We start from the raw sequence: 12,761 nt of genomic DNA on the forward strand, positions 1-12,761 counted from the left end.
CCGGGTGGCTTAGTATCGAGGGTGTTCACGCACGGTCACCCGTGCCGCGTATCCGCTGGTGGAAGGCCCTTCGCGATGGCGCTCGCCGACAAGATTTCACCCGCTCCGCGCGAGGTCAGGGCGGCCGGCGCGCTGACCGTCCTGCCGGGGATCGGCCTGCTGGTCTTCGGCGTCCTGCTGTTCGCCTCGCCCGGCGACAGCATGCCGCTGACCAGCGTGCTCGCCGAGGGCGCCTTCTACGTGCTGTTCGCCCTCGCCGTGATCGGCTGCGCGATCGGGCTGCTGTTCGGCCACACCTGGGCCCGCTCGCCCGGACTGGTCATGGCGCTCATCACCGCCGGCGTCGGCTGGTACATGGCTGGCCCGTCCGGGCGGCCGGAGTTCGGGGTGCCGATCATCGCCCTCGGCGTCGCGATCATCGTGCTGCTGTTCCGCCAGTCCGCGCGGGCGTGGGCGCTCGGGCAGCACGAGGACGAAACCGAGGAGGAGGCCGCCGAGCGCGGCGGCATGGCCGGCCGCCGCCGCGAGCGCGGCGAGGACGACTAGGCGAGCTTCGCGAGCTTGTCCAGCGCGGTGTCGGTCAGCCGGTAGACCGTCCACTCGTCCATCGGGATCGCGCCGAGCGACTTGTAGAAGCCCGTCGCCGGGTTCCAGTCCAGCACCGACCACTCCAGACGCGCGAAGCCGCGGTCCACGCACTCCTTCGCGAGCGTCGCCAGCAGCGCCTTGCCCAGCCCGGACCCGCGCAGCTCGGCCTTGACGAACAGGTCCTCCAGGTAGATGCCGTGCACACCGCGCCAGGTGGAGAAGTTCAGGAACCACAGCGCGAACCCGACGAGCTCACCGTCCTGCTCGGCGACGTGCCCGAACACCGCCGGGGTGTCGCCGAACAGCGCCACCCGCAGCCGGTCGGCCGTCAGGTGGCAGTCCTGCGGCGCCTTCTCGTAGGCGGCCAGGTCGTGCACCAGCTGCGCGACCTCGTCCACATCGGACTCGCGGATACGGCGGATGCGGCTGTCAGGCATGGGAACTCCCAGGGATCCAGCGGGGTGAGCCGCACCCGATCCTGCCAGACTCAGTCCGCGCCCCAGACCCGCTGCGCCACCGAAACCGTCAGGTCCAGCTTCCGGCGCTGATCGTCCCAGGTCAGCGGATTCCCCCGCACCTCCGAGGCGAAGCCGCACTGCGGGCTGACGGCCAGGTCCGCCAGCGGCACGATCCGCGCCGCCTCGTCCACGCGCCGCGCGAGGTCGTCGGGGTCCTCCAGCTCGCCGGTCTTCGTCGTGATCAGGCCCAGCACGACCCGCACGCCGCCGGGCACGTGGCGCAGCGGCTCGAAGGTGCCCGCCCGTTCGGTGTCGTACTCCAGCAGCCAGTGGTCCACCGGGATGCCGCCGAACACGTCCGCCGCGATGTCGTCGTAGAAGCCTTCGTTGAACCACTGGCCGCGGTAGTTGCCGCGGCAGATGTGCATGCCGACCGTGACGCCGCGGTCGCGCAGCAGCCGGACGACCGCCGCGTCGGCTTCGATGCAGCGTCGCAACAGGACACGCGCGTCGATGCCCTCCGACTCCAGGAGCGCGAGGATGCGCGGGTTGGCGAAGGCGATGAAGCACGGCGCGTCGATCTGGACGTGCCGGACGCCGTCCTCGGCGAGCGCCGCGGCTTCCTGCAGCAGGACGGCCGCCAGGTCGTCGACGATGTCGGCCCGGCTCGGGTAGTGGGGGCCGCTGACCCGCGGGTCCCAGTTGGCGACCACGAAGTTCGTGACCTCCGGGATGGAGATCTTGAACGGGCCGGGCGCGTGCGCGGCGAGGAACGCGGCTTCGCGGTCGGTGAACCGTTCGCGGTAGGCCAGCTTGCCCCCGATCAGCCGGAGGATGCTGCTGTCCTCCTCGGCGTGGTCGCCGGACTGCCATTCCAGCGACGGCGCCTGCGCGGCGAAACCGTCCACGTGCTCGGTGAGCCGGCTCATGAAATCCGTGCGCAGGTACTCGCCGTCGGTGTGCACGCCGATGCCGCTGTCCTGCTGCACCGACAGCGCCACCAGGATCGATTCCTGCTCGACGCGCCGCAGCCCGGCGTCGTCGAGCCGGCCCGCCGCGTGGTCGGCCCGCGCCTTCAGCAGACGCGGCGGCCGGAGGAGGCTGCCGACGTGGGTGGCCCGCGCGAAGGAGTTCATGGCGAGGAACGTTAAGCGAAGCGGATGACGCCGGACTGTCCTCGTTGACCTCGTTTCAAGCGAGCTGGCCGCGCGGGCGGTACGGGATCGCTACGGTCAGGACGGCGGGATGTTCAGGTGCTCGATCTTCGGCTCGCCGCGCTCGTCACCCAGCACGGTGACCCCGGCCGGGTCCAGTCCGAAGTGGACGCCGGCGGTGGCGGGCAGCCCGATCCAGCGCGCGATCAGCACCCGGCTGAAGTGGCCGTGGCCCACCAGGATCACCTCGGTGTCGGCCAGCGCCACGCGCACCCGCTCCAGCAGGGCGTCGGCGCGGGCGGTCACCTGCTCGACGGTCTCCCCGCCGGGCATCTCGTGCGTCCACACCGTCCAGCCGGGCACGGTCTTGCGGATCTCCGGCGTGGTGACGCCCTCGTAGTCGCCGTAGTCCCACTCGGCCAGGTCCTCGGTCCGCTCGTCGATCCGCAGCCCGGCCAGCTCGGCCGTGCGCACCGCGACCTGCCGCGGGCTGGTCAGCACCAGGGCGGGGCCCTTGCGCAGCGTCTGCAGGGTCAGTCCGGCGGCGCGCGCCTGGTTCTCCCCGGCCGGGGTGAGCGGGATGTCGGTGCGGCCGGTGTGCCTGCCGTTCACCGACCACTCGGTCTGCCCGTGGCGGAAGAGGAAGAGCTCGTGGTCCACGTTTGCGAATATAGCCACCGGTCTGCTTTGCTACCGGTCAGTAACATTGGAGGTGCCGGTGGCTTCGACCTACTCGCTGTGGCAGCGCCTGAGCGCGCTGCCCGGCGGCAAACGACTGTTCTCGACCGCGATCTGCCTGCGTGTGCCCTATTTCGGCTCGGTGCTGCCGACCGTGACGGAGCTGCGTCCGGGCTACTGCGCGGTGCGCGCGCCGAAGTGGTGGGGTGTTCACAACCACATCGGCACCTTTCACGCGATCGCGGCATGCAACCTCGCGGAAATCGCGATGGGCATGCTCGCCGAGTCGACCCTGCCCGCGACGCACCGGTGGCTGCCCAAGGGCATGACCGTGCGGTACGTCGCCAAGGCGGAGACGAGCCTGCGGGCGGTCGCCGAGCTGCCGGAGATCCCGGAGTTCGGCGACGAGGGCGTCGAGCTGCCCGTGCCGGTCGTGATCTCCGACCGGAGCGGGAAGCCCGTCGTCACCGCCACCATCACGATCTGGGTGACGCCGAAGCGTCAGTAGTCGCGCAGGCGGACCGTGGTCGTCTGCGTGTAGGAGTTCGTCCCGGACGCGGCGGGCAGGCCCAGCCGGTGGTCCACCACCCGGCCCAGTGGGCCGCAGTTCCGCGTCCCGGGCACGGCCAGGGTGTCGTCGTGGGTGGCGAACCGCAGCGTCAGCGGATCGGTGGAGACGACCTCCGTGGGCCCGTCGGCCTGCAGCACGGAGTGGATGACGCCGGTCGCGCAGTCGCGGGGCAGGTAGGGCGCGTCGAACTCGGCGACGAGATCGATCTCGCCCTTGCGCTGGTCGTTGGACAGGAAGTCGGAGTGGCCGCCGTAGCCGAACCGCACGGTGGCGTGCGGGAGCCCGGGCACGGCGACCGGTTCGGATCTCAGCGCGCCGAACACCTGCGCGTACCGGCCGTTGAGCTGCCCCTCGGCGAAGGTGAGGCGCATCGGGCCCAGCGGGAGGTTCCGGACGTCGCCGAAGGACATCGTCGCGGTCGAGTAGAGCACCTCGCAGCGCCACTGGCCGGGGTCGGCGCCGGCGGGCAGGGCCGGGCAGTCGGCGAAGGTGTTCTCCGCGGCGTGGGCCGGGATGGCGGCGGCGACGGTCAGGGCGAGGGCGGCGACGGCGGCCGCGGCGAGTGCGATCTTCATGATCGAAATCCTGTCCGGCCAGGGCTTCGGACAGTATCCGGAAGATCCCGGACCGCACCCTGACATTGGTCCACTAGGGTGAACTTAACACCGTTTACCGCTCTAATCCGAATATGGTTCGCGTATGTCTCTGTCTCGACGCCGGTTCCTCGGCCTGACCGCGCTCAGCTCCGCCGCCACGCTCGGACTGACCACGATCTCGACCCGGACCTCCGCCTCGGCGGCCCCCGACTACTCGCCGGCCGTCGTCGTCGGCACCGGCTACGGCGCCGCCGTCACGGCGCTCCGGCTGGGTGCGGCCGGCATCCCGACCCTCATGCTGGAGATGGGCCAGCTGTGGAACACGCCGGGCGAGGACGGCAAGATCTTTTCGGACATGCTCAGCCCGGACCGCCGGTCGTCGTGGTTCAAGAGCCGCACGGAGGCGCCGCTGGCCTCGTTCCTGTGGCTCGACCTGGCCAACCGGAACATCGACCCGTACGCGGGCGTGCTGGACCGCGTGCACTTCGGCGACATGTCGGTCTACGTCGGCCGCGGGGTCGGCGGCGGCTCGCTGGTCAACGGCGCGATGGCCGTGACGCCGAAGCGCTGGTACTTCGAGGAGATCCTGCCCGAGGTCGACGCCGACGAGATGTACGGCAGGTACTACCCGCTCGCGAACTCGATGCTGGGCGTCAACGACATCGACCCGGACTGGTTCGAGACCTGTGACTGCTACCAGTTCGCGCGCGTGTCCCGCAAGCACGCGCACAAGACCGGGCTGAAGACGACGTTCGTGCCCAGCGTCTACGACTTCGACTACATGCGCCGCGAGGAGGCCGGCGAGGTGCCGCGCTCGGCGCTGGCCTCGGAGGTCATCTACGGCAACAACCACGGCAAGCGCTCGCTGGACAAGACCTACCTGGCCGCCGCGCTGGGCACCGGCAACGTGACCATCCAGACGCTGACCGAGGTCCGCGACATCGCCCAGCAGCAGGACGGCACCTACACGCTGACCGTGCGGCGGATCGACGCCGAGGGCAACGTGCTCGGCGTGCGCCAGCTCGGCGCCAAGTACCTGTTCCTCGGCGCGGGCAGCCTCGGGTCGACCGAGCTGCTGGTGCGGGCGCGCGACACCGGCAAGCTGCCGGACCTCGGCGAGGACGTCGGCCAGGGCTGGGGCACCAACGGCAACGTGATGCTGGGCCGGGCCAACCACGTGTGGGACCCGGTGGGCGCCCTCGAGTCCGGTATGCCGGCGCTGGGCATCGACGCCTGGGACGACCCGGTGCACCCGGTGTTCGCCGAGATCGCGCCGGTGCCGGCCGGGCTGGAGACCTGGGCGAGCCTGTACCTGGCGATCACGAAGAACCCGGAGCGCGGGTGGTTCTCCTACGACCCCGGCGCCGACCGGGCGGTGCTGCAATGGGACGTCGCGCAGGGCCAGCCGTCGATCGACGCCGCGAAGAACCTGTTCGACAAGATCAACTCGGCGAACGGGACGATCTACCGGTACGACCTGTTCGGCGACACCCGCGCGTTCGAGAACCGGTTCACCTACCACCCGCTGGGCGGGCTGGTGCTGGGCAAGGCCACGGACCTGTACGGGCGCGTGAAGGGCTACCGCAACCTCTACGTCACCGACGGCTCGCTGATCCCCGGCAGCACGGGCGTGAACCCGTTCGTGACGATCACCGCCCTGGCCGAGCGCAACATCGCCCGCGTGCTGGCGGAGGATTTCTAGGGTGTGTTTCGGGGCGGCTTGTGTGGTGGCGCGGGGTGCGGCCCCGCCCGTCAGGCAACCGCCGCGCTCAGCTGATGCGCTCCGTGCGGCTGAGCCCCCGGGGCGGGCCGGTTGACGGCCCACCGCGACCTCGTCCGCGTGCTGGCGGAGGACTTCTAGCCCGCGCGGAGCTTCTCGTAGTGGGCGACGCAGTCGGCGTAGGCCGGTAGCAGTCCGGCGGCGGCGGCCTCGGCGAGTGCCGGGGCCGCTTCGTCCTTTTCGGACAGGATCGGGGTGAGGCCGGACGGCCACGGGAGGTCCAGCTCGGGGTCCAGCGGCGTGATCCCGCGCTCGCCGGACGGGTTGTACCCGGTCGAGCACAGGTACGCCATCACCGTGTCCTCCTCGAGCGCGACGAACGCGTGCCCGAGGCCCTCGGCGATGTAGACCGCGCGGTAGTCCACCGAATCGAGCCGGACCGCGTCCCAGGTGCCGAACGCCGGCGAGCCGACCCGCAGGTCCACCACCACGTCGAGCAGCGCGCCGCGCGGGCAGTAGACGTACTTCGCCTGGCCGGGCGGGGTGTCGGCGAAATGCACTCCCCGGATCGTCCCCCGCCGGGACACGCTGTGGTTCGTCTGCGCCACGTGCAGCGGGTGCCCGATCGCCTCGACGAGCGCCGCCTCCTGGAACGGCGCGACGAACAGGCCGCGGTGGTCTGGGAACGACCTGGGCGTGAACTCGTAGGCGTCGGGGACGGCGAGCTGGCGAACCTCCATACCCGAAACCCTATCGGGCACCAACCAAGCCGGACGGACGTCTTGCTATCACCCCGGTGACCTCCCCTTTTTGTGACATCAACCGCACCTCGGCATCACAACCCGTGGGCGGCCTGCAACACTGGGGGGACCGCCGCGTCCGCGGCCGTCGCCTCACCAAGGGCTCCGCACGGCCGAGACGGACGCCGAGCCGGCTGCCGGCGCCACCGCGCCCGGGCTACCGAGCTGCGAGACAACCACGCCACTGGGGGATGGGGCAGTGTCCCCGCACACGGTCCCGGGAGGGATTCTTTTCCATGACCTACGCTCAGACCTCTGATACGAGGACAGGAACATCGATGGACGACGAGGTCAGCAAGAGCACGGCGGCCGAGGCAGTGCCGCCGACGGGTACCGACGATTCGCCGGTGACCGACGACGAGATCTTCCGCGGGCACGAGGGCGGCAAGCTGTCGGTGGCGGCGACGCGGCCCATCTCGCAGCCGCGCGACCTCTCCATCGCGTACACGCCGGGGGTCGCCAAGGCCAGCCGCGCCATCGCCGAGAACGCCGAGCTGGCCGAGCGCTACACGTGGGCGCACCGGCTGGTGGTCGTCGTCAGCGACGGCACCGCGGTGCTCGGGCTGGGCGACATCGGCGCGAGCGCGTCGCTGCCGGTCATGGAGGGCAAGTCCGTGCTCTTCAAGACCTTCGGCGGGCTGGACTCGATCCCGCTGGTGCTGGACACCAAGGACGTCGACGAGATCGTCGAGACGCTGGTGCGGCTGCGCCCGTCCTACGGCGCGGTCAACCTCGAGGACATCTCCGCGCCGCGCTGCTTCGAGCTGGAGGACAAGCTCAAGGAGGCGCTGGACTGCCCGGTCATGCACGACGACCAGCACGGCACGGCGATCGTGACGCTGGCCGCGCTGCGTGGCGCGAACCTGGTGCTCGACCGCGACATCGCGCAGCAGCGGGTGGTCATCTCCGGCGCCGGTGCCGCGGGGGTGGCGTGCGCGAAGATCCTGCAGGAGGCCGGTGTCGCGGACGTCACGGTGCTGGACTCGCGCGGCATCATCCACTCCGGCCGGGACGGGCTGAACCCGGTCAAGGAGAAGCTGGCCCAGACCACCAACAAGGCGGGGCTGCGCGGCGGCCTGGCCGAGGCGCTGCGCGGCGCGGACGTCTACCTCGGGCTGTCCGGGTCGACGATCGAGCCGGAGCTGCTGGCCGGCATGGCCGATGACCCGATCGTGTTCGCTCTGTCCAACCCGGACCCGGAGGTCCACCCGCGCGCGGCCGCCGAGTACGCGGCGATCGTGGCGACCGGGCGCAGCGACTTCCCGAACCAGATCAACAACGTGCTCGCCTTCCCCGGCGTGTTCCGGGGCGCGCTGGACGCCGGCGCGCGGGCGATCACCGAGAACATGAAGCTGGCCGCCGCCGAGGCGATCGTCGCCGTCGCGCAGGACGACCTGGGTCCGGACCGCATCGTGCCCAGCCCGCTCGACCCGCGCGTCGCCCCCGAGGTCGCCGCCGCCGTGGCGAAGGCGGCGATCGAGGACGGCGTCACCGGCTAAGCTGGACTTCCCGGGGCGCGGAAGCGCGTCCCGGGAAGGCTTTCGCTGGGAGGGCGTGTTGATCGAGTTCGACGGCGTGACCAAGCGCTACCCGGACGGCACGCTCGCCGTCGACGACCTGAGCCTGACGGTCGAGGACGGCACCATCACGGTGTTCGTCGGGCCGTCGGGCTGCGGGAAGACGACCTCGTTGCGGATGATCAACCGCATGGTCGAGCCGACCTCGGGCCGGGTCCTGCTCGACGGCAAGGACATCCGCGAGTCGGATCCGCCGGTGCTGCGGCGCGGCATCGGGTACGTGATCCAGAACGCCGGGCTGTTTCCCCATCGGACGGTGCTGGACAACGTCGCGACCGTGCCGGTGCTGTCCGGGTGGGGCAAGCGGAAGGCCCGCGACCGGGCGGCCGAGCTGCTGGAGATCGTCGGTCTGCCCGCCGAGCTGGGCAAGCGCTACCCGGCGCAGCTCTCCGGTGGTCAGCGGCAGCGGGTCGGGGTCGCGCGGGCGCTGGCCGCGGACGCGCCGGTGCTGCTGATGGACGAGCCGTTCTCCGCTGTGGACCCGATCGTGCGGGAGGGGCTGCAGGACGAGCTGTTGCGGCTGCAGTCCCAGCTGGGCAAGACGATCGTGTTCGTCACCCACGACATCGACGAGGCCGTGCGGCTGGGCGACAAGGTGGCCGTGATGCGCGTCGGCGGGCGGCTCGCGCAGTACGGCACGCCGGCCGACGTGCTGCGGCACCCGGTGGACGACTTCGTGGCGTCCTTCGTGGGGCGTGACCGCGGCTACCGTGGACTGTCTTTTGTGGACTCGGCGGGCGTGGAAGTGCGCTCGGTTGCCACGGTTTCGCTGGGCGACGACGTTTCCGGGCCGACGGAGGAGTGGCTGCTCGCGGTGAACGACTCCGGCGAACCGCGCGGGTGGCTGCGGCCGGGTTCCACTGTGGACGGTGCGCTGACCGAGTCGGACCTGGTCGCCGGTGGTTCGCTCTACCGGCGCGGCACCCCGGTGCGGGGCGCGCTGGACGCGGCGCTGTCGTCGCCGGCCGGGCTGGGCGTCGTGGTGGACGAGACGGGCAAGGCCGTCGGCGCGGTCACCGCGCGGCAGGTGCTGGATGTGATCGAGGAGGCTCCCGCAACACCGGCTGCCGGAGGGTGATCTCCTCACGCGCGAGCTGCCGCAGCTCGTAGGTGGCGACGAGGGTCGCCGCGACCGGGGTCGAGTAGGCGATCACCGCCAGGCGCCACCCGGACAGCCCGGCGAAACCGGGGAAGTCCCAGGCGAACTTGCAGATGAGCGTCGTCCACACCACGACGACCGACACCAGTGGCGCGAGCACGGCCAGACGGCGCCGCTGCCGGAACCCGCGGCGGGCCAGGCCGTTGCGGTGCGCGAGGTAGGCGACGCCGACGACGAACAGCAGGAGCCAGACGAGGGCCGCCCCGGCGAGCGGGTGCAGCCGCTCGACCTCCAGGTCGATCAGCGGCATGGGGAAGCTGTCGAACGTCACGAAGCGGATCACCGCGCGGACCGCGTCGCGCACCGGCGGCACCGGCACCTCGAAGAACGCGCACAGCAGGGCGAACCCGAAGACGCCCACCCCGACCGGCCAGAGGCCGGCCCGCGCCGTTTCGGTGCGCTCACGGGAGATCGCGACGAGCAGGGGGACCAGGAACACGACCGCGATCGGCGCGATGATCAGCACGAAGAACCCGTCGGTCAGCGCGTCGTCGAACGCCTCGTCCAGGTGCTGGACCGCGCCGCGCGGGTCCACCGCGAAGCGCAGCACCAGGGCGAGCAGACCGGCGGCGACGAGCGCCCGGGTGGTGAGGACCCGTTCCAGCGCCACGTCCACGGCCTGGCCGAGCGCGTCGTCGGGCCGGAGCGCCGACGGCAGGGCCTTGGTGGAGAACTTGAACAGGTTCAGCAGCTCGTAGGGGCCGAAGAGCTTGCGGGCCAGCCAGAACGGGCCGTAGAGGTAGACCACGAACGGGAACAGGACCAACCACCGGAGCTTGCGCATCTCGTCACCCCCAGGGGAGCAGTTTCCCACGCCGGGTCACCGGTCCGTCCTACTTTCGCCGGGAGCCACCCGGGTGCCAGTCCTTCCGCGGGGCGGTGACGCGGTCCTACCGTGAAAAAGTCTCACCCCTTGCGGTGCGGTGGGCGAATCCCCAGCCCGGCGCACCGGCCCTGCCAAGGAGGATCCATGTCCAAATCCCTGCTCGCCAAGGCCAGATCGTTCGGTGTGGCGCTCGCGGCCGCGGCGGTCGCGACCGTCGGGTTCACCGCTCCCGCTTCGGCCCAGGAGGGGTCGATCGTCGGCGCGGGTGCGGCCGGCGCGATCCCCGACAGCTACATCGTGGTGTTCAAGGAATCCTCGTCACCGGTGTCGTCGCTGGTCAGCCAGGTGACCGGCAAGCTGGGCGGCACGGTGCGGCAGACGTTCTCCCACGCGCTGCACGGCTACTCGGCCACGATGAGCGAGTCGCAGGCCAAGCGGGTGGCGGCCGATCCGTCGGTGGCGTTCGTGGAGCAGAACCGGCGCGTCACGATCGCCGCCACGCAGACGAACCCGCCGTCGTGGGGCCTGGACCGCGTCGACCAGCGGAACCTGCCGCTGAACAGGGCGTACAACTACTCGACGACCGCGTCGAACGTGCACGCCTACATCATCGACACCGGCATCAACCTGTCCCACAGCGATTTCGGTGGCCGCGCGAAGTCCGGGTACGACTTCGTCGACAACGACTCGAACGCCAGTGACTGCAACGGGCACGGCACGCACGTCGCCGGAACTGTCGGTGGCTCGGCGTACGGTGTGGCGAAGGGGGTGCAGCTGACCGCGGTGCGGGTGCTCGACTGCCAGGGTTCGGGCAGCTACGACCAGGTGATCGCCGGGATCGAGTGGGTCACCCAGAACGCGGTGAAGCCCGCGGTGGCGAACATGAGCCTGGGCGGCCCGGTGTCGACGGCGGTGGACAACGCGGTGAAGGCATCCATCGCGGCGGGCGTGACGTACGCCGTCGCGGCGGGCAACAGCAACACGAACGCCTGCACGTCGTCCCCGTCGCGGGTAGCGGCAGCGATCACCGTGGGCGCCACGACGAGCACGGACGCCCGGGCGAGCTACTCGAACTACGGCAGCTGCCTGGACATCTTCGCGCCCGGCAGCAGCATCACGTCGGCCTGGATCGGCAGCACGAGCGCCACGAACACGATCAGCGGCACGTCGATGGCAACCCCGCACGTGGCGGGCGCCGCGGCGCTCTACCTGGCCACCCACACCTCGGCGAGCCCCCAGCAGGTGCGCGACGCACTGGTGACAGCGGGAACTACGGGCAAGGTGACCAGCGCAGGCACGAACAGCCCGAACGTCCTGCTCTACACGGGCCCGTAAGGGCAAAAGCGGCGCGCCAGCGCCGTGCCCTTGATCTTTGACCCCGACGAAGCTGGGTGGTCATCCCGTCGCCTGACACCGCAACAATCACTTTGAGCCAGGCCCGCAACCTCCGCTGCCAACCGGCGGCCGAACATGCCAACCTTGCGGGCCTGGCTCAAAGTGATATGCACAAACCGGAAGGCGACGGGATGACCGCACAGCGACCACCTGCCCGGGGTGAGGGAACTGCATTCCCCGTCATCCCGGAGCCTGCCCGTCCGGCGAGGACATCTTTTGATCTTTAGAGGTGACGTTGGGCAGGCGAAGAGTCCGCCCTTCGGGCGGACAACGCCCCTCGGGCGGAGAGCGCCTACGGCGCCGGACGGTCACCTCGGGTGCCACCTCCCCCGCCCCCTCTCCTTGAGTGTGTATTGGTCGCCGAGCAGGCGTGTCAAGGCGGGAAAGTGATGTGCTCCGAGAATCTCGGACGCGGCTCAAGCGGACTGTATCACGCAACCTGCTGATTGGTGAACCATTCGTCGAGCACTTCGATCGGTGGTCGATATCCCAGCGCTGAATGTAGTCGGCGTGTGTTGTAGAAGCCTTCGATGAAGCGGATGATCTCGCGGCGAGCCTCCTTCTTGGTCGCGAAATGTCGGTGGTGCATCCACTCCGTCTTCAACTTCCCGAAGAACGACTCGGCCATAGCGTTATCAAAACAGATCCCGGTGCGGCCCATTGATTGCCGAACATTCTCTTCTCGTAGTAGTCGCCCAAAACTGTAGGAGGTATATTGGCTACCGCGGTCGGAGTGGAAGATCGATCCGGCGGGCAGTCGGATACGGTGCGCTGCCATCGTCATCGCCGTGCACACCAGTTCCGCATCGTAATGCTCATCCACAGACCATCCGAGGATGCTCTTCGAGTAGCAGTCGATCACTGTTGCCAGGAAGAGTGCGCCTTCACCGGTGTTGAGCTGCGTGATATCGCCGACCAGTTTCTCCCCAGGTGCCGACGCGGTGAAGTTCCGTCTGACCAGGTCAGGGATCGGGCCGGCAACCCGGTCGGCGACGGTCAGCCCGCGCCGGGGCTTGACCTGCACGGGAAACAGTCGCGCCTGGCGCATGAGCCGCCGCACCAGCTCGTCGTCGACCTGCACGCCGCCGCGCACCAGCTCGGCATGCACGCGCCGATAGCCGTAGGTGCGCTTCGAGGCGGCGAACACCACGCGAATCTGCTCGATCAACAATCCCCGGCGCTGTTCCTGCGCCGAGACCGCGCGACGCTCCCAGTCGTAGAAGCCCGAGCGTGACACAC

The 12,761-nt window shown here is 70.2% G+C and carries 12 protein-coding genes and 1 pseudogene; 6 read left to right on the top strand and 7 right to left on the bottom strand.

Annotation, left to right across the window (positions count from 1 at the left end; all coding sequences use genetic code 11):
• Positions 1-75: 75 nt before the first annotated feature.
• Positions 76-546 carry a hypothetical protein gene (locus D0D15_RS25765; protein ID WP_094008957.1) on the top strand — a complete coding sequence of 157 codons (471 nt, stop codon included), beginning with the start codon at positions 76-78 and terminating at the stop codon, positions 544-546.
• Here the strand turns inward: D0D15_RS25765 and D0D15_RS25770 are convergent.
• The 3 genes from D0D15_RS25770 to D0D15_RS25780 form a co-directional block, all read right to left on the bottom strand.
• Entirely contained in the window at positions 543-1,025 is a 483-nt protein-coding gene (locus D0D15_RS25770) for a GNAT family N-acetyltransferase (RefSeq protein WP_094008958.1), read from the bottom strand. The genes D0D15_RS25765 and D0D15_RS25770 overlap by 4 nt on opposite strands.
• A 50-nt stretch (positions 1,026-1,075) precedes the next feature.
• Positions 1,076-2,182: a cobalamin-independent methionine synthase II family protein gene (locus D0D15_RS25775; protein WP_094008959.1), complete on the bottom strand. Its 1,107-nt coding sequence runs from the start codon at positions 2,180-2,182 to the stop codon at positions 1,076-1,078.
• A 96-nt stretch (positions 2,183-2,278) separates the two neighbouring features.
• Positions 2,279-2,860 (bottom strand): acid phosphatase, encoded by a 582-nt coding sequence (locus tag D0D15_RS25780; RefSeq protein ID WP_115944796.1) that lies wholly within the window; start codon positions 2,858-2,860, stop codon positions 2,279-2,281.
• A gap of 58 nt (positions 2,861-2,918) precedes the next feature.
• Here D0D15_RS25780 and D0D15_RS25785 point away from each other — a divergent pair, with 58 nt between their 5' ends.
• A complete protein-coding gene (locus D0D15_RS25785) occupies positions 2,919-3,386 on the top strand; it encodes a hotdog fold domain-containing protein (RefSeq protein WP_094008961.1) in 468 nt (155 codons plus the stop codon).
• On the opposite strand, the gene D0D15_RS25790 is transcribed toward D0D15_RS25785, so the two are convergent.
• Positions 3,380-4,024 carry a hypothetical protein gene (locus D0D15_RS25790; RefSeq protein WP_094008962.1) on the bottom strand — a complete coding sequence of 215 codons (645 nt, stop codon included), beginning with the start codon at positions 4,022-4,024 and terminating at the stop codon, positions 3,380-3,382. The two genes, D0D15_RS25785 and D0D15_RS25790, sit on opposite strands and share 7 nt — an antisense overlap.
• 124 nt (positions 4,025-4,148) lie before the next feature.
• Between D0D15_RS25790 and D0D15_RS25795 the strand changes: the two genes are divergently transcribed.
• Entirely contained in the window at positions 4,149-5,747 is a 1,599-nt protein-coding gene (locus D0D15_RS25795; protein WP_094008963.1) for a GMC oxidoreductase, read from the top strand.
• Positions 5,748-5,902: 155 nt separating this feature from the next.
• Here D0D15_RS25795 and D0D15_RS25800 read toward each other — a convergent pair whose 3' ends face one another.
• The gene (locus D0D15_RS25800) at positions 5,903-6,505 is read right to left on the bottom strand and encodes a dTDP-4-dehydrorhamnose 3,5-epimerase family protein (protein WP_094008964.1); all 603 of its coding nucleotides are present in this window, start codon (positions 6,503-6,505) and stop codon (positions 5,903-5,905) included.
• A gap of 338 nt (positions 6,506-6,843) precedes the next feature.
• On the opposite strand from D0D15_RS25800, the gene D0D15_RS25805 reads away from it, so the two are divergent.
• Together D0D15_RS25805 and D0D15_RS25810 are read left to right on the top strand one after the other, a co-directional pair.
• Entirely contained in the window at positions 6,844-8,064 is a 1,221-nt protein-coding gene (locus tag D0D15_RS25805; protein WP_240323383.1) for an NAD(P)-dependent malic enzyme, read from the top strand.
• Positions 8,065-8,119: 55 nt separating this feature from the next.
• Positions 8,120-9,220, top strand: a complete 1,101-nt coding sequence (locus tag D0D15_RS25810; RefSeq protein WP_094008965.1) for an ABC transporter ATP-binding protein — start codon at positions 8,120-8,122, stop codon at positions 9,218-9,220.
• Here D0D15_RS25810 and D0D15_RS25815 read toward each other — a convergent pair.
• The gene (locus tag D0D15_RS25815; protein WP_094008966.1) at positions 9,156-10,085 is read right to left on the bottom strand and encodes a hypothetical protein; all 930 of its coding nucleotides are present in this window, start codon (positions 10,083-10,085) and stop codon (positions 9,156-9,158) included. The two genes, D0D15_RS25810 and D0D15_RS25815, sit on opposite strands and share 65 nt — an antisense overlap.
• 186 nt (positions 10,086-10,271) lie before the next feature.
• Between D0D15_RS25815 and D0D15_RS25820 the strand changes: the two are divergent.
• Positions 10,272-11,456 (top strand): annotated as a pseudogene (locus D0D15_RS25820) (S8 family peptidase); the annotation flags it as partial.
• 496 nt (positions 11,457-11,952) lie between these two features.
• On the opposite strand, the gene D0D15_RS25825 reads toward D0D15_RS25820, so the two are convergent.
• The coding region (locus D0D15_RS25825; protein WP_115944797.1) for an IS3 family transposase at positions 11,953-12,761 on the bottom strand (809 nt) is incomplete at its 5' end.

Origin of the sequence: Amycolatopsis thermalba, from assembly GCF_003385215.1 — a bacterium.
GTDB classification, from domain to species: Bacteria; Actinomycetota; Actinomycetes; order Mycobacteriales; family Pseudonocardiaceae; genus Amycolatopsis_E; species Amycolatopsis_E thermalba.